General features: G+C 69.0%; 19 protein-coding genes and 2 pseudogenes. 11 read left to right on the plus strand and 10 right to left on the minus strand.

Annotated features, from left to right (window positions below):
* Positions 1-19 precede the first annotated feature (19 nt).
* Positions 20-508 carry an RICIN domain-containing protein gene (locus A8W25_RS26480; RefSeq protein ID WP_067165846.1) on the minus strand — a complete coding sequence of 163 codons (489 nt, stop codon included), beginning with the start codon at positions 506-508 and terminating at the stop codon, positions 20-22.
* 486 nt (positions 509-994) lie between these two features.
* On the opposite strand from A8W25_RS26480, the gene A8W25_RS35170 reads away from it, so the two are divergent.
* Together A8W25_RS35170 and A8W25_RS26490 are read left to right on the plus strand one after the other, a co-directional pair.
* Entirely contained in the window at positions 995-1,318 is a 324-nt protein-coding gene (locus tag A8W25_RS35170) for a hypothetical protein (protein ID WP_067165849.1), read from the plus strand.
* A 382-nt stretch (positions 1,319-1,700) separates the two neighbouring features.
* On the plus strand, positions 1,701-2,243 hold the full coding sequence (locus tag A8W25_RS26490) for an MOSC domain-containing protein (RefSeq protein WP_067165850.1): 543 nt from the start codon (positions 1,701-1,703) through the stop codon (positions 2,241-2,243).
* A gap of 299 nt (positions 2,244-2,542) precedes the next feature.
* Here A8W25_RS26490 and A8W25_RS34160 read toward each other — a convergent pair whose 3' ends face one another.
* A complete protein-coding gene (locus tag A8W25_RS34160; protein ID WP_158942741.1) occupies positions 2,543-3,097 on the minus strand; it encodes a hypothetical protein in 555 nt (184 codons plus the stop codon).
* Between the two features lie 128 nt (positions 3,098-3,225).
* Here A8W25_RS34160 and A8W25_RS26500 point away from each other — a divergent pair, with 128 nt between their 5' ends.
* The gene (locus A8W25_RS26500) at positions 3,226-3,639 is read left to right on the plus strand and encodes a hypothetical protein (protein WP_067165855.1); all 414 of its coding nucleotides are present in this window, start codon (positions 3,226-3,228) and stop codon (positions 3,637-3,639) included.
* A 62-nt stretch (positions 3,640-3,701) separates the two neighbouring features.
* On the opposite strand, the gene A8W25_RS26505 is transcribed toward A8W25_RS26500, so the two are convergent.
* The 4 genes from A8W25_RS26505 to A8W25_RS34535 form a co-directional block, all read right to left on the minus strand.
* Positions 3,702-4,097, minus strand: coding sequence for a hypothetical protein (locus A8W25_RS26505; RefSeq protein ID WP_067165858.1), 396 nt, complete (start codon positions 4,095-4,097; stop codon positions 3,702-3,704).
* A complete protein-coding gene (locus A8W25_RS26510; protein WP_067165860.1) occupies positions 4,094-4,378 on the minus strand; it encodes a hypothetical protein in 285 nt (94 codons plus the stop codon). The genes A8W25_RS26505 and A8W25_RS26510 overlap by 4 nt, the downstream gene beginning before the upstream one ends.
* 506 nt (positions 4,379-4,884) lie before the next feature.
* On the minus strand, positions 4,885-5,352 hold the full coding sequence (locus A8W25_RS26515; protein ID WP_079126407.1) for a peptidase inhibitor family I36 protein: 468 nt from the start codon (positions 5,350-5,352) through the stop codon (positions 4,885-4,887).
* Between the two features lie 182 nt (positions 5,353-5,534).
* On the minus strand, positions 5,535-5,711 hold the full coding sequence (locus A8W25_RS34535) for a hypothetical protein (protein WP_199831834.1): 177 nt from the start codon (positions 5,709-5,711) through the stop codon (positions 5,535-5,537).
* A 398-nt stretch (positions 5,712-6,109) separates the two neighbouring features.
* On the opposite strand from A8W25_RS34535, the pseudogene A8W25_RS33000 reads away from it, so the two are divergent.
* The 4 genes and pseudogenes from A8W25_RS33000 to A8W25_RS35475 form a co-directional block, all read left to right on the plus strand.
* Positions 6,110-6,295: pseudogene (locus A8W25_RS33000) on the plus strand (IS5/IS1182 family transposase); the annotation flags it as partial.
* Positions 6,296-6,482: 187 nt separating this feature from the next.
* Complete coding sequence (locus A8W25_RS26520; RefSeq protein WP_067165866.1) at positions 6,483-7,361, plus strand: GNAT family N-acetyltransferase; 879 nt, start codon at positions 6,483-6,485, stop codon at positions 7,359-7,361.
* Between the two features lie 125 nt (positions 7,362-7,486).
* Positions 7,487-8,035 (plus strand): winged helix-turn-helix domain-containing protein, encoded by a 549-nt coding sequence (locus tag A8W25_RS26525; protein ID WP_067165869.1) that lies wholly within the window; start codon positions 7,487-7,489, stop codon positions 8,033-8,035.
* A gap of 187 nt (positions 8,036-8,222) precedes the next feature.
* Positions 8,223-8,621 carry a transposase gene (locus A8W25_RS35475; protein ID WP_067165872.1) on the plus strand — a complete coding sequence of 133 codons (399 nt, stop codon included), beginning with the start codon at positions 8,223-8,225 and terminating at the stop codon, positions 8,619-8,621.
* Here the strand turns inward: A8W25_RS35475 and A8W25_RS26535 are convergent.
* From A8W25_RS26535 to A8W25_RS26545, 3 genes and pseudogenes are all read right to left on the minus strand, one after another.
* Positions 8,618-9,028, minus strand: a complete 411-nt coding sequence (locus A8W25_RS26535) for a VOC family protein (protein WP_067165874.1) — start codon at positions 9,026-9,028, stop codon at positions 8,618-8,620. The genes A8W25_RS35475 and A8W25_RS26535 overlap by 4 nt on opposite strands.
* Positions 9,029-9,207: 179 nt before the next feature.
* Positions 9,208-9,621 carry a hypothetical protein gene (locus tag A8W25_RS26540; RefSeq protein ID WP_158942743.1) on the minus strand — a complete coding sequence of 138 codons (414 nt, stop codon included), beginning with the start codon at positions 9,619-9,621 and terminating at the stop codon, positions 9,208-9,210.
* Positions 9,622-10,210: 589 nt separating this feature from the next.
* Positions 10,211-10,597, minus strand: a pseudogene (locus A8W25_RS26545) (hypothetical protein); the annotation flags it as partial.
* A 147-nt stretch (positions 10,598-10,744) separates the two neighbouring features.
* On the opposite strand from A8W25_RS26545, the gene A8W25_RS26550 reads away from it, so the two are divergent.
* The 4 genes from A8W25_RS26550 to mgt are packed head-to-tail and all read left to right on the plus strand — an operon-like array spanning position 10,745 to position 15,103.
* Positions 10,745-11,674 carry a carbohydrate ABC transporter permease gene (locus tag A8W25_RS26550; protein WP_067165878.1) on the plus strand — a complete coding sequence of 310 codons (930 nt, stop codon included), beginning with the start codon at positions 10,745-10,747 and terminating at the stop codon, positions 11,672-11,674.
* Positions 11,671-12,519, plus strand: a complete 849-nt coding sequence (locus tag A8W25_RS26555; protein ID WP_067165881.1) for a carbohydrate ABC transporter permease — start codon at positions 11,671-11,673, stop codon at positions 12,517-12,519. Before A8W25_RS26550 ends, A8W25_RS26555 begins: the two co-directional genes overlap by 4 nt.
* Positions 12,519-13,811 (plus strand): ABC transporter substrate-binding protein, encoded by a 1,293-nt coding sequence (locus A8W25_RS26560; RefSeq protein WP_067165882.1) that lies wholly within the window; start codon positions 12,519-12,521, stop codon positions 13,809-13,811. The genes A8W25_RS26555 and A8W25_RS26560 overlap by 1 nt, the downstream gene beginning before the upstream one ends.
* A 41-nt stretch (positions 13,812-13,852) precedes the next feature.
* Positions 13,853-15,103, plus strand: coding sequence for a macrolide-inactivating glycosyltransferase (mgt, locus tag A8W25_RS26565; protein ID WP_067165885.1), 1,251 nt, complete (start codon positions 13,853-13,855; stop codon positions 15,101-15,103).
* A gap of 164 nt (positions 15,104-15,267) precedes the next feature.
* Here mgt and A8W25_RS26570 read toward each other — a convergent pair whose 3' ends face one another.
* Positions 15,268-17,538: an MMPL family transporter gene (locus A8W25_RS26570; RefSeq protein WP_067165888.1), complete on the minus strand. Its 2,271-nt coding sequence runs from the start codon at positions 17,536-17,538 to the stop codon at positions 15,268-15,270.
* Positions 17,539-17,770 lie beyond the last annotated feature (232 nt).

Here is a 17,770-nt window from a genome sequence, read left to right on the forward strand (position 1 = left end):
CGGGTTCACAGGGAAGGGCTCAGGCGAGCTGGCGCAGGATCCACAAGTGGTCGTCGGCCCCGTCGAAGGCCCAGTCCTTGTCCCAGCACGGGTAGATAGTCAGCGGGTTGGGGTTGCCTTTGTCTGAGCCGTCACGGGCCCATCCCGGGACATCGAGGCACATGTTGGCGGCCAGGTTCACGTAGTACCAGCCGCCGGAATTGCCGGGCATGAAAAACCATTCCTGGTTGTCGTCGGTGGCAATGCACTTGTGCATCCAGATCGGTGTGGTGGCCGGGTTGGCGCCGGAGCCCGGGAGGTCCATGCACTGGCGGCTCTTGACGTTGCGAATCAAGAACAGGTCCTGTCGCGTACCGCCGACGTCCACTGAGCGCGTGGGGACGATCTCCCACTGCTGGTTGTCGCCCGACGTGTAGTCGCACGCGTGCTGGTAGACATAGGAGTTGTATGTGGCGCCGTAGTTCGGCAGATCCGCGCACCATTCCGTCGCCACGTTGTAGAAGTTCACCTCCGTTCCCGCAAGCGTTCTGGCCGGTGTCTGAGTCCGAGCCTGTGTCTGCGCCTGTGCGGGAGAGACCATGACCGCTAGAGCCGACAGGAGCACGCAGAGGATCGCTAGAATCCTCCACCGGCTCACCTGCGCGCGGATTCTTACAAAGCTCATCGACACCCTCCGTTGCTGGACCTCGTGGACGGTTTCTGTCCGGTCGAGAGCAACCCTGGTGAAAGCTCATATTGTCCGGACCCCCTTGTCGGCAAGCCGCAGGTCCACGCTGCCCTTTCGGGAGGACAAAGGTGATTGTCCGCGGACAACGAGGCCCTCGGCTCGGCTCACGAGGACGGACGGGGCCTTGCGCGTGCATTGTCAGCCACCATGCGGCCATGGGCGTCCTCGGCACGGTAGAGCGGCACGTACTGTGACCTAACGGACTCTGGCCGTCCTGTCGGCGGTGCTGCCCTATGGAGCGCGCGCGCAGGGCCGCCCCTACTGCCGGTGCCCGACCCCCGGAAGCCGTCCGCCGTCCCCGACGATCTCGCGGACGGTCTCCTGCTCCGCATCCGCGATCTCGCGTACCCGGTGACTGCACGCATTTATCGGTATCACAGCGCCTCTTTGAACCCGCGTCGTCTGCTCGGAGAGCGGGCGCAGCAGCGGTCGGCGCGTTCGATCGTGCCGGGCGTCGTGGCGCGCAGACGGGGGTTCAAAGACAGGCTCTCAGAGGCCTTGGCGGCTTGCGGGCCCGGCATCGACGGCCCCCGCGAGACCCTGACGGTCCGTCTCCCGGCCGATCTGGCCACCCTTGTTGAGAACCAGTGATTCTGATCAGTGGAGATGACCGTGACCTGCAGGTTGTTCAGTTGTACTGGGCGGGACTGAGGTTTGCTCGTTCAGCGAAAGTGAGCAGCAGTCGGTGGGGGGTGGCATGCCGCGTGTGAGCAGCCGGAGCGCGGCCCTCTCGTGCCGGGTGAGCTGCGGGTGCCACGTCACGGCAGGAGTGGCCGCCCGATGTGCCGATGCTCGACCTCCACCCCGACCCCTGCCGCACGCAGGCGCTCCGCCATCTCCTCCGCGACCGCGACCGCGACCGAACTTTTCCGGACTAACGGCCTCACCCGCGATTGATCGTGGATGCTGTGCCTTGAGGGGCGAGGGCTAGGCTCGTGGCTGATCACGGTTACCGACGAGGGGGTTCCGAGGTATGCGCGGGCGAGTGACGGCGGTCAGCAGCAACGGGGAGTATTCGTTCACCAAGCCGAACCGGGACAGCGTCAGATTGCTCACTGGTCTTGGTGTGGAGGGGGACGTTCACGCTGGTGTGACGGTCAAGCACCGCTCGCGCGTCGCGCAGGATCCCACCCAGCCGAACCTGCGCCAGGTCCACCTCATTCATGAAGAGCTCTTCGCCGAGGTCGGTGAAGAAGGCTTCAAGGTGGCGCCGGGCGAACTCGGCGAGAACATCACCACGGGCGGCATCGATCTGCTCGGTCTGCCGGTCGGCACATTGCTGCGTATCGGCGACTCCGCCGTCCTGGAAGTCACCGGCCTCCGCAATCCCTGCCTGCAGATCGACAACTTCCGGGACGGGCTGCTGAAGCAGGTCGTCGGCCGCGACGAGGCGGGGAACATCGTGCGCAAAGCCGGAATCATGAGCATCGTGAGGGAAGGCGGCGTAGTGCGGCCTGGCGACACGATCGAAATGGAGCTTCCCAGCGGTCCGCACCGATCCCTGGACCGGGTCTGACCGGTTTCCCGGGCAGGCCGTGCCATGAAGACGGCCGCGCGAGTTCCTGGGGTGTGAAGATCAAGCACGCCTGTGACGTTCGGGGGGTCTGTCGCTGAGATGTCCGGCTTCGCGTGTCGTCGGTGGAAGCTATCTATGTGCTGGTTGGCTGTCTGGGTTTGGTGTCAGTGGTCCGGATGCTGTGGTGACATGAGTCCGTGTCGGCGGGTGACGTCTTCGCAGAGCCTCCTTCTGGGTGGTGCGGGCTGGCGTGCGGTGCCCGGCGGTGCTCCCCTTTTCCCGAGAATGCCTGCGTGGACTCAACGGCGCTGCTTGGCCTGGTTGGCATCGGTGGCACGTTGCTGGGCGGGGTCGTTGGAGCGGCCGCCACGCTGGGCTCGGCCAGGATCACCAGCCGGGTGCAGATGAACACTGAGGAGCGGAGGGCCCGGCGCCAGGCCTACAGCGCGTGCGCGACGGTTCTGTTGGCCCGGCGGGATGCGGCCACCGTGCTCCTGGAGGCCTTGAGGGCTGACGAGTTCGACCAGGCCGCTGTGCAGGCGGGGCTCCGGTAGGTCGAGGGGCAGTGGGACGCGGTCGCGCGGGCGGTCGGCGCGGTAGCGGTCGAGGGGCCGGGCGGCGTCGCCGACCATGCCGGGTGGGCCGTGCGGGCCATCGAGGTCCTGGCCGGCCGGCTGCGCGACTGGACAGGGGACGTCGCGGGCGGGCGCGACCGGGACGAACTCCTGGAGAGTCGGCAGCGGTTCGCCTTCGAGGACCTGGGCGAGATGGCACGCGCGCTCGGAGCCTTCACCGGCGGGTGCCGCTCTGAGGGCACGCTTCAGCTCCTCGGCGTTCGTGTTTCTCCCACTCACGCGGCAGTGCCTTCGCGCGGTACACCGCTGGGTGGAGTTGAAGTTCAACCCGGTACGTGACGCGTGACTCCGCCCGCTTGGCGGAGAGTGGTGGGTGGCTCACGACTGAGAGGAACTGGGGGAGCGGGATGAAGACCAAGCGGTTGTTCGCGGCATCGCTCGTGGCCGGCGCGGTGCTGGCAGGGGGGACGGCCACAGGGCCGGCACAGGCTGCCGCGCCGAATACGACGGGTACGGTGAGCGCGAAGAAGTGCTCTTCGGGGGTTGACCAGCCCTGGAGCGGTTCCGGCCGGGCTTACACCTACGGCTGGAACACCTGCACCTACGCAGGCTGGTCGCAGTTCAAGCTCTGGCGCAACACCGGTGGCAAGTACCGCGAAGTCGCCCGTAGCGGCACCTACTGGAGCAAGTTCGGGGGCCGGTCCATCTCCGCAAAGTGCGCCAAGGGCGGCCACTGGTACGTGGCCTCCCTGACGCAGACGAACGTTGCAGGTACCCAGTACACGAGCTGGTCGCGCGCCTCGTGGCTCGGAAGCTGCTGATCAAGGCGGCTGCACAGTCCCCGTCGTCGACCGGCGCGCCGGGGCCAGGTCTGGCGGCGGGGTCAGTGGAATCCGAGCATGCCGGGTGTGTCGATGCCGATGGCGAGGATGCCGGGCGGGTATCGGTCCTCGTCGTCGGTCAGCAGGATCGGCATGCCGCCGGTGCCGGTGCGGCGCAGGGCGCTGTAGAGGGCGTGGCAGGTGTCCAGGGCTCCGTAGCCGTCGCGGACCATGGTGCCGACGGCCGGTGCGTCGATCTGAGCGAGGGCTTCGACGTCCGCGCACGGGTATCCAAGGACCGCCCGGGCGGCCCCCGCCTGGCTCGCCTCGGCCTGGGCCAGGCACAGGGCCGGTACCAGCAGCCGGTCGCCGCTGGCGGTGATGTTGACCGCGAGCGCGTTGAGGGCCTTGTGGCCCGCGGCCAGGGCCATGACGGCACTGGTGTCGACGATGATCACGCGGCGTCCCTGCCGGGCAGGGCCAGAAGCTTCTCCGCCGCGATCCGCCGCAGATTCCCCAGCACATCCAGCGTCGCGAACTCCTCATCGCTGATGTCGACGCCGATCACTTCACGCGCATGCGCCCGGGCCGCGGCCACCTGCGCCGCCTTCTGGGCGGCGGTGGGCTCCGCGGCCGCGAGCACGTCGACGAGCTGCCCGATGTTGAGCCCGCGTTCCTCGGCGAGCTGGGCGAGGTGGTCGCGGGTCTGCTTCGTCACCTGGATCGTCGTATTCGCCATAGAGTGACCATAGCACTCCTATAGTGGCTTGCGGTGTCACCGCGCCAGACACGCGACGACATGAGACGTGGGCCGGCGGCCCCGGAAATGACCTCGCTTACGGCAGCGGCGATGGCCAACGCCAGCACGGCAACCGCGCGCCCGGCGGCGACCGATGGCTGCAACCGAGGCGGTGTGGGGTGCGGGAACCGGGGCGATGAACATCGGCGATGTTTCTGAAATCGGAAAGCCCAGTTCAAGGCCAGTCTCGGAGTTTCTTCGGCGCCGACTTGGCGTTCGCTCAGACGTCAACCTGACGTCTGAGCGAACGGCTACAACGTTTCCGCCGGGCTCACTGACCTCGTTGGGATCGACCGGAGCAACGTGGCTCGGGAGCCCTGTTGGAGCGTGCCCCCGAGCGTCGGGCCGGGTTTCCCTGCTGAGAACGGCGAGGAGTTCAGAGAGGGGCTTTGAGTGTCCCGACCCGTGTCATGGGCTGGGGTGCTCACCGGGTGACTGCGGTCCGGTCAGAAGGTGGAGAAGGTGACGGAGCTGATGCGGTCGTTCATCTTCACCGTGGCCGGCCTCTCACCGTCATCGTCCGATCCGTGGAGGCCCGGCAGCGACTCGTGGAGGTCTGCGTACCTGTCGCCTCCCGAGAGGCGGAGCATGTCGTCGAGGTTTCCGTTGTTGTAGTGCTTGTTTGCGTACAGGGTGGCGGAACCGTGGGACGCGTTGTAGTAGACGGATGTGGCCCGGTCGTTGGCGTCGTAGGTGCTGAGGTTGCCCACATCACCGGTGACGATCCAGATACGGGCGTCGGAGCTGCCGTTGAAGTCGTCGTTCTGGTACAGGCACAGGGACTCTTGCGGGCAGGCGTCGAGGCCGCTTCCCCAGATCTCCCGTACGGGCGCGGCAGCGGCAGACGAGACGGAAGCCGACGACAGACCAGCAGCCAGCGCCATAGTGAGCGCGAGCGCAATTTTCTTGATCATGCCTGTCGTCCTACCTGCCACAAACCCGTCGCAATCCCACGCCCTGGCAGGATCCCCCCAATGGGCGGGCGCGCATCAGCGCAGTTCCCGGCGCACTCGCAGCGCAACGAGCACGCCACACAGGCATGAGAAGGCCCGCCCGGTGCCCCGGGCGGGCCTCACTGGGCACAGGCAGTGCCGCGTCAGGCGTCGTAGTCCTGGTCGAACTCGTCCTCGGCCTCCGTGGCGCGATCGCTGGCCACGTCCTGGGCCTGTGAGGCGCGGTCGCTGATGTCGTCGTCCTTGGCGTGGGCCGCCGCCTTGTTCACCTTGTTGCTGAAGTGCTGGGCCATGTCCTGGAACTGGTCCTTGCTACCCATGCGGTTTCGCTCCTCGGGGTGGGATCGGAAGGGCCTCACCAGGCTCACATAAAGGGATGTACCTCGCATTCCACCGTAGGTAGCCGCCGCTCTGCAGGCTGCGGCAACGTCCTGACCTGCGTCTTTTCGGGGCGTGGCACACGTGAGTAAAATAGAACAGGTAATCGAACAGTGTGACGCCGAGACGGCGGGCAAGCCGTCGTGACGGAGGCGTCCCGGGTTCGTTGAACGGGGTGTTCAGCTCCATCCCCACGGGGCCTTAGCGGGGATCCGCAGTCATCCGGTCATGGCCGCTGCGGGTCCCTCCCGGCCTTCCAGGCCGCGCCGTTGCCCCTGGGGTGGTATCCACGGTTGTCTGCACCGTTGTCTGGACAGGTGCACCTAAAGGCGCTCCGGAGGTAAGACTCGGCGCTCGCGGCGGTCGGCCGCCCGAGTTCGACGCCGAGGACTACAAGGCTCGGCACGCGGTCGAATGTGGCATCAATCGTCTCAAAAGGCATCGCGCCGTGGCCACGAGATACGACAAGCTCGCGGTCCGCTATGAGGCGACCGTCCTCGTCGCGGCTATCAACGAGTGGCTGTGACCACACACGCGCACCGCCTTTTCGTTAATCCGTTGCCCAGGGGTCCGGCGGCCAGTTAGGTTCGCCCAGCCGCCCGCATTGGTGCAGGCCGGCGCCGTCGACCAGGAGGTGTGGAGCACATGCGCACGAGTGCCCAGGAGTTGAGCTCGCGTACTGACCCTTGCCACCTCCTCTCGACGGAGACACCTTGTTCCTTCGCATCACCCCACTGACCGACCCCGCTCACGGACCGCACGGCCGGCGTCTCGCCTGGCTGGCGTCGGACGCGGACTCCATCCCTGCCGGGACCGCCTTCCTGCGCCTGCTCGACGGTGGACAGGAGCACCTCGCCGAGCTCGACCTCCGCGTTCATCCCGCGGAGCGCCGCAAGGGCGTCGGCTCCCGGCTCCTCGACACCGCCGTGGCCAGCGCCCGGGACAACGCCCGACGCCGCGTCGTCGCGCAGGCAGAAGCCGGATCGCCCGGCGACCACTTCCTGGCAGCCCGCGGTTTCCGGAAGGTTCTCACCTTCAGGTACACCCGCCTGGCAATGGCCGAGGTGGACACCACCATCCTCGCTGGGATCGTCGAGCGTCCTCATCCCTGCTACCGGCTGATGTCATGGCAGGGAACCGTCCCTGACGACCTCGCCCGGACGTTCGCCGTCTCACGCCGCGCCATGGACGACATGCCCATGGACGACGCCGAGTACGGCACCGTGGCCTGGGACGTGGACCGCGTGCGGGCCGCGGCGAAGGCCGTCGAACAGCGCGGCGACCACCTGCACACCGTCGTCGCCATCAACGCCTCCAATGGCTCGATCGCTGGGTTCACCGAACTCGTCATCCCCGGCAACGGCGCAGGTGACGGCCAGCACTACGGCACGGGCGTGCTGCCCGAGCACCGTGGTCACGGCCTCGGCCGATGGATGAAGGCCGAGTCGATCCGACAAGCCCATAGGGACTATCCGGACCTCGACGGCCTCCTGACCGATACCGCCGACAGCAACACGCACATGCGACGGATCAACGACGGTCTCGGCTACACGCCCACGCACACGACACACCAGCATCAGCTCGACCTTTAGCAGAGAGCGGACGGGCCGGACCGGGGCATCACCCCGCCCTGCCTGTCCGTGCGTTCGATACACGGCCTAAGCGGTTTGGGTGAAGTCGGCTGTGGGTTGGGTAGGCGTCCCGTGGGAGGGACGCCATGTCGAATATCCTCCGCGTCGAGTTGACTGACGATCAGCGTGGCGAGCTGCACGCTCTGCTGGCACGGCGGGACCTGACCCGTCATACGCGGCAGCGGGCGGAGTGCATCCGCCTGATCGATCGCGGCAAGACCGCATCCGAGGTCGCTGACCTGCTCGAATGCAATCCGGTCACCGTCCGCGCGGCGGTCCACCGCTTCAACGACGGCGGAATTGGGGCGCTGCCCGACGCCGCGCGTCCGGGTCGGCGAGCGAGGGTGTTGGGCGGCGTGGACCGCGCCGGGCTGGCCGATCTGCTGGACCGGTCCGGCGCGGCCGGCGTCGCCTGGACCGTCCCGGCCCTGCGTGACTGGCTGCGCGAGCGGCGCGGGGTGGAGATCTCTGCTGACTGGCTGTGGGAGTTGCTGCGCCGTGACGGGTTCCGTTGGAAACGGACCCGTGACAGCGTGCGGCACCAGGCCGACCCCGTCCTCCAGCAGGCCGCGAAGGCGCAGCTGGAGGACTTGCGGACTTACGGATGGAGGCGCACGCGGGCGGGCGGGATCTGATCTTCCTGGACGAGTCCGGGTTCGCTCCGACTATGCCCACCGGATACACCTGGTCCAGGGTCGGGCAGCGGGCGGTGGTGGCGAAGGAGGCCACCCGAAACCGTCGGGTCAACGTGCTCGGCGCGAAGATCGTCGGCAGCGAGCCGGACCTGGTCTGGCAGCGCACCAGCGGCAAGATCGAGCCGGGATGCTGCTGGAGTTCGCCTGTGTCCGCCTGGCGGGTCTGGGCGGCGGGGCAGCCGTGCTGGACCTGGCCGCCGACGGCCTCGGCATCGACGTCATACCGGTCTGGGAGCGGCGACGGCCGTGCACGATCGTGCTGGACAACGCTTCCGCGCATGCGGCCAAGGCATTCAAGGGCCGCCGCCGGCAGCTGGCGAAGATCGGAGTCGAGCTGTTCTACCTGCCCCCGTACAGCCCGGAGTTGAACGACATCGAACTGGTCTGGCGCCAGGCGAAGTACCAGGACTACCCGCATCGCACGCAGAACAGCACCGACGCCATCGGCAAGGCCGTCGATCAGGCCATGAACCATCAACGCGACCGGATCCGACAGTCAGCAACAAACCGTATCCGAGCCGCTTAGTTGCGCTTGGGCCAGATCGGGCCCTGGTCCGTCCAGATGACGCCCTTGTTGCGGCACAGGCAGAACGGGTGGCCTATCGGGTCGGTGTAGACCTGCCAGCCGTAGCCGTTGGGGCCGATGGAGTCCTGCTTCAGCGTCGCGCCGAGGTCGAGGACGCGGCGCTGCTCGGACTCGATCTCGTCCACTTCGAAGTCGAGGTGGTACTGCTTGGGGTGCTCGCTGTCGGGCCACTGCGGAGCGCGGTAGTCGTCCACCCGGATGAATGCCAGCTCGATCTCGCCGAACTGGATGCCGGCCCAGTCCTCGGAGCTGCCTTCCTTGATCGGACGGCCCGTCACTTCGGAGTAGAAAGCCGCCAGCTTCATGGTGTCCGGGCAGTCGATAATGAAATCTGTGAGTCGCAGCATCCCGTGATCTTGGCACAAGCTCACACCCGACTTCGAGACAGGCCCTGAGCGGCTCCGCTGAGGTGCGGGAACAGAAAGTTCCTGGGGGGCTATGGGGGCTCGGCCCCCAGACCCCGTTCACCAAGGGCAGCCAGGTTTGTACCCAGGTGCGGATCAGCAGCGGACTTCGGCGGAGCCGCTTAGCGTCTGCGCATGGCAACCCCCACGTCACGGTCGATGTCCCTGCCGGGTCCCGGGCGCTGCTGGCCGCTGTCGTCGCCACCGAGGCCACCCGCGAGAAGGCATGGCTGGCCGACCGCCGCGCCCGCACCTAGGAGCACGCGCAGGCGCTGCCGCGTCCCGCCGGCCCCGAGGCCGGCGACCACGCCGCGCGCCGCACCGCCCACCTCACCGACCTGGCCCGCATGCGCACCGAGCTGCGCACCGACCGCGCCGCCCTGCGCGCTGCGGGCGAGCTGCGCGGCACACACGACCTGGTGGTGGCCCACGGCGTGCGCGACGTCCTCACCGCCCAGGGCTGGAACCACCAGTGGCCGCCCCTGCCCGCCACCACCATCGCGGGTTCCCCCGGACGCCCGGTCGGCACCGGACACGACCGCGTCCGCGCCTGCCCCGTCCCCGGCACCACCGGCCCCCGCGAGACCCTGACCATCCGTCTGCCCGCCGATCTGACCACCCTCGTACGCACCAGCCTGCTACTTCACCTCCCAGCCCGCCGTACAGGCCCTGATCCAGTGGCAAGCCGTCTGGGGCGACGGCCCCCGCACCACCGACGACCCCGACCGCGACCCGCTGCGCCCCCTCACCGCCGACGGTGCCGCCCTGGCCGAACGCGCCCGACTCCGCGCCCAAGTCGTTACCCCCGGCGACGTCGTCCGCCTGGTCACCCTCGGGGAGCTCCCCGAACTCCCCGAGCCAACCCGGTTGTGACCACGGGAGTTGAGGGCCTGCCAGGGCCGCAGGCCAAGGCAGAGGTGACCTATGGGCCTACGGTCGCTGCTGGTAGCTGTCCTGGAGTTCGAGGAGTTCGGGAATGGTCAGTGATCCGCCTCCTGAGTCGGATCACTGACCATTCCCAGTCGGATCAAGCCCCGGGGGTCCCCTGCACGATCTCCTGCGCTATCCCCTGAACAGTCTCCTGCCCTTACCTTGCGGCACTGTGGTGAACGTTGCAGGTCACCACAGGGCGTGGACGAGCCGCAGCAGTTCGGCCAGGTCGCGCGCGCCCGCGGGGCGGACGGCGGCGGGCAGCCGGTGCCAGAGCGTCACCGGATGGCCGTCCACCAGCCGGGGCGCGGGCTCGGCGGCCCGCACCGCCGGGACGCCGCACTCCGCGAGCCAGCCCGCGATGGCCACCTCGCGCTCGGCGCGCGCCAGTAGTTCCGGGTGCCAGGCTGCGTCGCGGCCGACCTTGACCACCAGATCGCCGGTCGCGAAGACGGCGTTCTCACCGAGGGCGAGCAGCTCGGCAGGGGCCTTCGTGCCCGCCGCGCCCGCTGCCACCCCGGCGGGCTCCGTTGCGGTGAGTCCCGCCGCGGCCAGTACCTCGCGCGCCCGTGCCTCGTCCACTGTTCGCTCCCGGTGATCGTTCCGTACCGGCCAAGTCTCGCATTCACGCAGGTCGTCTTGGTGAGGAGGCAGGTTGTCTTGACGAACCGACAGACCGTCAGCACGATGACGGGGGTCATTCGGCAATCCCGGCAAAGGGGTCGAACAATGACATCGGTCATCGCAAAGGCACGGTCGGGGAGACGCTCACGCGGCCGCCCCGGCAAACCCCCGGACCACGGGGCCTGGTTCCTGGTCCTGCCCGCGCTGATCCCGATCCTCGTACTGAGCGTGGGACCACTGCTCTACGGCATCGCCCTGGCCTTCACCGACTCCCAGGCGGGCCGCACCGCTCCCACCCGGTGGACCGGGCTGCTCAACTTCGGGGACCTGCTGCACGACACCCTGTTCTGGGAGTCGTTCAGGATCGGCCTGCTCTGGGCGGTCGGGGTCACCGTGCCCCAGTTCCTGCTCGCACTCGGACTCGCCCTGCTGCTCGACCAGAACCTCCGCTTCCGGTGGCTGGCGCGGGCGCTGGCGATCATCCCCTGGGCGATGCCCGAGGTCGTCGTCGGCATCATGTGGCGGCTCGTCTACAACCCGGACGCGGGAATCCTCAACGAGACCATCGGCGACCTCGGACTCGGTGACGGCCGGGACTGGCTGACCGGACTCGGCACCGCGCTGCCCGCCGTGATCGTCGTCGGCGTCTGGGCCGGTCTGCCGCAGACGACGGTTGCCCTGCTCGCCGGCCTCCAGAACACCCCGCACGAACTGCACGAGGCGGCGGCGATCGACGGCGCCGGCGCCTGGCGCCGCTTCCGTACGGTGACCTGGCCCGCGCTCCGGCCCGTGGCCCTGGCGATCACCGCGCTCAACTTCATCTGGAACTTCAACTCGTTCGCCCTGGTCTATGTGCTGACCAACGGCGGGCCCGGCGGCAAGACCCGGCTGCCCATGCTCTTCGCCTACGAAGAGGCCTTCCGGTACGGGCAGTTCGGGTACGCGGCGGCGATGGGCTGCGTGATGGTCGCGGTGGTCTCGGTGTTCCTGGCGTTCCATCTGGCGGCGCGGCTCGGCGGGGGTGAGGACCGATGAGGACCCGTGGCGGTTCACCTGGCTCATGGGGGCGCGCCGGGCAGTATCTGGCGCTCCTCGGCTATCTCGTCTTCCTGGCGTTCCCGTTCCTGTGGCTCCTCTCCACGGCCTTCAAGCCCGCGCGCGAACTCGGCTCGCTGCACCCGACGTGGATCCCCCGGCATCCCACCCTCGACAACTTCCGGCAGGCCTTCGACGAGCAGCCACTGCTGCGGGCGGGGCTCAACAGCCTGGTCGCGGCGGTCTCGGCCGCGCTGATCGCCGTGGTGGTGGCGACCCCGATGGCCTATGTGATGGCGCGCAGACGCGGCAGGCTGGCGACGGCGGCGACCGGCTGGGTGGTGGTCAGCCAGGCCTTCCCCTTCGTCCTGCTGATCATTCCGCTCTTCCTGGTCCTCAAGAACCTCCACCTCGTCGACTCGGTGGCGGGGCTGGTCATGGTGTACGTGGTGTGGTCGCTGCCCTTCGCGCTGTGGATGCTCGTCGGGTACGTCCGGGCCGTTCCCCCGGAGCTGGAGGAGGCGGCGGCCGTCGACGGGGCGGGGCGGCTGCGCACGCTGGTCTCGGTCACCGCGCCGCTGCTGGCCCCCGGCCTCGTGGCCACCGCCCTCTTCGCCTTCATCACCGCGTGGAACGAATTCTTCTTCGCGCTCGTTCTCCTCAAAACACCGGAGAAGCAGACCCTGCCGGTCATCCTCACCCACTTCCTGGGCGCGGAGGGGGCCGCCGACCTCGGCCCGCTCGCGGCGGCCGCCTTCCTCGCCACCCTGCCCTCGCTGGCCGTCTTCGCCCTCATCCAGCGGCGGATCACCAGCGGAATGCTCGCCGGGGCGGTGAAGAGCTGATGCGTACACGCCTGCTGACGCTCGCCGGGGCGGTGCTCGCCCTGCTGCTCTCCACCCTGACCGGCTGCTCGGACAGCGGCTCGGGCGGTGACGGGAAGGTGAGACTCCGCTTTCAGTCGCTGGCCTGGCAGAAGGACTCGGTAGCGGCCACCAAGGAGCTGGTGAAGGAGTGGAACGCGGCACACCCCGACATCCAGGTCCAGTACGTACAGGGCAGTTGGGACACCGTCCACGACCAGTTGCTCACCGCGTTCGAGGGCGGTGAGGCGCCGGATGTCATCCATGACGCCTCGGACGACCTCGCGGACTTCGCCTACGGCGGCTACCTCGCCGATCTGAGCGGCCTGCTGCCCGCCGGGCTCAGGGAGGACATCCCCGCGCGGAGCTGGGAGACGGCGACCTTCGGCAAGGGGGTCTACGGAGTGCCGTTCCTCCAGGAGCCGAGGGTCCTGATGGCCAACACGAAGATCCTCACGTCGTCCGGGGTGCGGATCCCCACCCCCGAACAGCCGTGGACCTGGGAGGAGTTCCGGCAGGTGACCAGAAGGCTGACCGGCAGGGGGCGGTACGGGATCGCCTGGCCGCTCAAGGAGCCCGTGTCGATCACGCTGAACCTGGGGCTCTCCACCGGCGGCCGGCTGTTCCACCGGGAGGCGGACGGCAAGGTGCGGGTGGCGTTCGAGGAGGGCGACGCGGGCGTCCCCTCGGTCGTCCACGATCAGGTGAACGTCGACGGCAGCGCCGCGCGGACCACGCTCGGCATGGGCGGATCCGACACCCTGCCGGGCTTCTTCGGCGGGAGGTACGCGATGGCCGCGCTGGGCTTCTCGTACCGTCAGCAGATCGTCCAGCAGGCGCCCAAGGGGTTCGACTGGACCGTGCTCCCCGCCCCGGCCGGGAGCGAAGGGCTCGCGCAGGGCGTCAGTCCGCAGACGCTCTCGGTGGCCGAGGACAGCCCGCACAAGAAGGAGGCGGCCGAGTTCATCGGCTTCCTGCTGCGGCCGGGCAACATGGTCCGGCTCGCGCAGGGCGACTGGATGCTGCCGACCGGCACCGCCGCGCTGAAGGATCCGGCCCTGCACACCGAGCGGTACGGCTGGGCGACCGGCGCCGCGCTCGCGAAGGCCCTGCGCTCGGCCCCCGCCCAGTCGGTGCGGGGATACCCGGAGTGGAAGGACAAGGTCGCGACCCCCGCGCTCCAGCAGTACTACAGCGGGGCGATCGACCTCGCACAGCTGCGAAAACGCCTGGTCAAGGACGGGAATCGAGTGCTGGCCCGCTATCAGCGCTGACCCCGCGACCCAAGGACCGCTCGGAGAGGGGGCGCGCCCGGATGGCCGTAAATACATTGCACGAGACGTCTCGTCTCGCTTATGTTCGCGTCATGACCGCATCGAAGCGTGCCCACATCGCCATGTTCTCCATCGCCGCCCACGGGCATGTGAACCCGAGCCTGGAGGTCATCCGCGAACTCGTCGCCCGTGGCCACCGGGTGAGTTACGCGATCCCGGAGTCCTTCGCCGCCAAGGTCGCGGAGACCGGGGCCGAGCCGGTGATCTACCGATCGACACTGCCCACCGAGGAGCATCCGGAGGACTGGGGGACCGAACTGATCGACAACATCGAGCCGTTCCTCGCGGACGCCGTGCAGGCGCTGCCCCAGCTCGCGGACGCCTTCGAGGGAGACCGGCCCGACCTGGTCATCAGCGACATCACCTCCTACCCGGCCCCGGTGCTCGCCCACGGCTGGGGCGTTCCCTACCTCCAGCTCTCACCGAACCTGGTGGCGTGGGAGGGGTACGAGGAGGAGGTGGCGGACCCGATGTACGCGGAGCTGCGCGCCTCCGAGCGGGGCAAGGCGTACTACGCCCGGTACCGGGCGTGGCTCGACGAGCACGGGATGCACCACACCGACCCGGACCGGCTCGTCGGCCGTCCCGTGCGCTCGCTCGTCCTGATCCCCAGGGCGCTCCAGCCGCACGCCGACCGGGTCGACGAGTCCGTCTACACCTTCGTCGGCGCCTGCCAGGGCGATCGCGCCGAGCAGGGGGAGTGGCAGCGTCCGGAAGGGGCCGAGAAGGTCCTCCTGGTGTCGCTCGGCTCGACCTTCACCAAGCAGCCCGCGTTCTACCGCGAGTGCCTGAAGGCCTTCGGGGACCTTCCGGGGTGGCATGTGGTGCTGCAGATAGGCAAGTTCGTGGACGCGTCGGAGCTCGGGGAGGTCCCCGCCAACGTGGAGGTGCACAACTGGGTGCCCCAGCTGGCGGTGCTGCACGAGGCCGATGCCTTCATCACCCACGCGGGCGCGGGCGGCAGTCAGGAGGGCCTGGCCACCGCGACGCCGATGGTCGCGGTCCCGCAGGCCGTCGACCAGTTCGGCAACGCGGACGTACTCCAGTCGCTGGGGGTCGCCCGCCACGTACCGATGGAGGAGGCCACGGCGGACACCCTGCGGGAGGCGGTCCTGGCGCTGGTCGACGACCCCGAGGTCGCCGAGCGCGCCGAGGCCGTCCGCCAGGGCCTGGCCCGCGAGGGCGGCACCCGGCAGGCGGCGGATCTGATCGAGGCGGCCCTCGCGCGCTGACGCCCGGCGCAGCCTCGTCCGGACCGCCTCGTCCGCCAGGGGGCGCCGGACCCACTGCCCGGACAAGCCGGGGCCCGGGGAGCAGTTGCTCCCCGGGCCCCGGCCCTCACCACCTCACACGGCTCGCTCGTACGGCCCGCCTCCGTGAGGGGCAGTCGTGCGGGTCAGACCCGGACCACCCGGTCGCGGTCCTCGTCGCCGTGGTGGGCGGCGACCGGCGGTACGGCGGCCGACTCGTCGTGGGTGAGGTCCGGCAGCCAGCGCAGCCACTTCGGGAAGTACCAGTTGCGCTCGCCCAGCAGGGCCATGACCGCCGGGAGCAGCACGCCCCGGATGACCGTGGCGTCGATCAGTACGGCGGTGGCGAGCCCGACACCCATCTGCTTCATCGACTGCATCGACAGCGTTCCGAAGATCGCGAACACCGCCACCATGATGATCGCCGCGCTCGTCACCACACCGGCCGTCGTCACCACGCCGTGCTGGATGGCGTCGCGGGTCGAGCGGCCCTGGAGCCGGGCCTCGCGGATCCGCGACACCACGAACACGTGGTAGTCCATCGACAGACCGAAGAGGATCACGAAGAGGAACAGCGGCAGCCAGGAGACGATCGCCCCGACGCCCTCGGCGCCCACGAGCGAGGCGCCCCAGCCGTGCTGGAAGACGGCGGTCAGCACGCCGTAGGCCGCGCCCACCGAGAGGAGGTTGAGGATGATCGCGGTGACCGCGATGGTCAGCGAGCGGAAGCAGAGCAGCATCAGCAGGAAGGCGAAGACCACCACGAAGGCGAAGACCGGGGTCACCGCGCCGACGATCCGGGCGTTGAAGTCCTTGGACCCGGCGACCTGACCGGTGATCGGCGCCTCCAGACCGCGCACCTTGCCCAGGGTGTCGGGCCGGATGTGGTCACGGAGCAGGTCGAGGCTCTTCTCCGCCTTCTTCTGGTCGGAGCCGCCGATCAGCGGCACATCGACGACCGCCACGTTCTCCGCGCTGTGCAGGGTGATCTTGATGGGGCCGTCCGAGGCGCCCCGGCTGATCGACTGCGTACGGAAGTCCGCGATGGCCTGCTTGACCTCCGGAGCGTTGATGTCGGCGGCCTTGATCACGACGTTGGCCGGGCTGGCGCCGCCGGGGAAGGTCTCGTTGACGCGGTCGTAGGTGCCGACGATGGGCAGCGAGTCGCCGAACTCCTGGTCCAGCGTCAGGTTCTGGGTGTGCATACCGAGGGCCGGCAGGGATATCGCGATCAGCGCGCCCGCCGCCAGCGCCAGGGCGGCCTTCGGGCGGCGCAGCACCGCGCCGAGGACGGCGCGCCAGAAACGGCTCTCGGCGCCGGTGCCGCGCTTGTTGCGCCTGCCGCGCTTGATGCGGTTCAGGAACGGCAGCCGGCCCTTCTCGACGCGCTCACCGAGGAGCGAGAGGAGCGCGGGCAGCACGGTCACCGAGCCGACCATGGCGACCGCGACCACCATCAGGGACGCGAGACCCATCGCCTCGAAGTCCGCCAGGCCGGTGAAGAGCATGCCCGCCATCGCGACGCAGACGGTGACGCCGGAGACGATGATGGCCCGGCCGCTGGTCGCGGCGGCGATGCGCAGGGCCGTCTGGGCGTCGTGCCCGGCCTCCCGCTCCTCGCGCTCACGGCGCAGATAGAAGAGGCAGTAGTCGACGCCGACGGCCAGACCCACCAGGAGCATCACGGAGTTGGCGGTGTCGCTCATCGCCTGGACGTGGCTGACGATCGCCATCAGGCCCATGGTGGCGATGATCGCGGTGAGCGCGAGGGCGACCGGCAGCAGGGCGGCGACCAGCGCGCCGAACGCGATGAGCAGGATGCCGAGGGCGACGGGGACCGCCGAGTACTCGGCCTTCTTGAAGTCGTCGCCGAAGGCGTCCTCGAACGTCTTGCCCATGCTGGCGCTGCCGATCTCCTCGATCCGCAGCCCCTTGTGCTCGCCCTGCACCTTCTTCACCGCGTCCAGCACCGGCTCGATGCGGTCGGGCGCGGTGTCGGCGTCGCCGGTCACCTCGAACTGGATCAGCGCGCTGCGGCCGTCCTTGGAGAGCGTCTTCGCGGTGTACGGAGAAGTCACCTTGGTGACCTGGCCGGTGCCGTTGACCGCCTTGATCACGGCGTCCACCGCGGCGCGGAACTCGGGGTCGGTCGCCTTCGTCGTGCCGTCCAGGCCCTGGACGAAGACGGTCTCGCCGGCCGGCTCCTCCAGCCCCGCGTCAGAGATGATCTTCTGGGCCTGACCGACCTCGCCGGGCAGTGCGTTGTCCTTCACGTCGACGCGCCCGGCCGCCGAGCCGATGCCCATGGCCAGGACCACGAAGAGCACCCAGATCACCACTGCCGCCCAGCGGTGGCGGGCGCTCCAACCGCCGGCCCGCGCGGCTACACCGCGCACTCTTGTGACTCCGTTGACCATGGCGAGAAGCCCCCCTGACGAGCGGTGGCAGCCCGTCGCCGCCATCCAGGTACGACGCTAGGGGCTGGATTCGGCCGTCTCGTCGTACTCCCTGGTGAACCGGGCCTCCGGTATCTACTCCCTGGGATGTGGGGGCATCCCCTACAAGTGGGATTGAAGCCCCTTACACGTAAAGCCGATTGAGGGGGAAGATCCGGTTCCGTGTCGCCACGGGGTATCCACCAAGCCTGCA

Source organism: Streptomyces sp. ERV7, assembly GCF_001653515.1.
Lineage (GTDB): Bacteria > Actinomycetota > Actinomycetes > Streptomycetales > Streptomycetaceae > Streptomyces.

Bases quoted from the DNA above. Each gene is read 5' to 3' on its own strand.
- A8W25_RS26490 (WP_067165850.1), top strand. From the start codon at position 1,701: ATGCGCGGGCGAGTGACGGCGGTCAGCAGCAACGGGGAGTATTCGTTC.
- A8W25_RS26500 (WP_067165855.1), top strand. From the start codon at position 3,226: ATGAAGACCAAGCGGTTGTTCGCGGCATCGCTCGTGGCCGGCGCGGTG.
- A8W25_RS26510 (WP_067165860.1), bottom strand. From the start codon at position 4,378: ATGGCGAATACGACGATCCAGGTGACGAAGCAGACCCGCGACCACCTC.
- A8W25_RS26515 (WP_079126407.1), bottom strand. From the start codon at position 5,352: ATGATCAAGAAAATTGCGCTCGCGCTCACTATGGCGCTGGCTGCTGGT.
- A8W25_RS34535 (WP_199831834.1), bottom strand. From the start codon at position 5,711: ATGGGTAGCAAGGACCAGTTCCAGGACATGGCCCAGCACTTCAGCAAC.
- A8W25_RS26525 (WP_067165869.1), top strand. From the start codon at position 7,487: ATGTCGAATATCCTCCGCGTCGAGTTGACTGACGATCAGCGTGGCGAG.
- A8W25_RS35475 (WP_067165872.1), top strand. From the start codon at position 8,223: ATGCTGCTGGAGTTCGCCTGTGTCCGCCTGGCGGGTCTGGGCGGCGGG.
- A8W25_RS26535 (WP_067165874.1), bottom strand. From the start codon at position 9,028: ATGCTGCGACTCACAGATTTCATTATCGACTGCCCGGACACCATGAAG.
- A8W25_RS26550 (WP_067165878.1), top strand. From the start codon at position 10,745: ATGACATCGGTCATCGCAAAGGCACGGTCGGGGAGACGCTCACGCGGC.
- A8W25_RS26555 (WP_067165881.1), top strand. From the start codon at position 11,671: ATGAGGACCCGTGGCGGTTCACCTGGCTCATGGGGGCGCGCCGGGCAG.
- A8W25_RS26560 (WP_067165882.1), top strand. From the start codon at position 12,519: ATGCGTACACGCCTGCTGACGCTCGCCGGGGCGGTGCTCGCCCTGCTG.
- mgt (WP_067165885.1), top strand. From the start codon at position 13,853: ATGGCCGTAAATACATTGCACGAGACGTCTCGTCTCGCTTATGTTCGC.
- A8W25_RS26570 (WP_067165888.1), bottom strand. From the start codon at position 17,538: ATGGTCAACGGAGTCACAAGAGTGCGCGGTGTAGCCGCGCGGGCCGGC.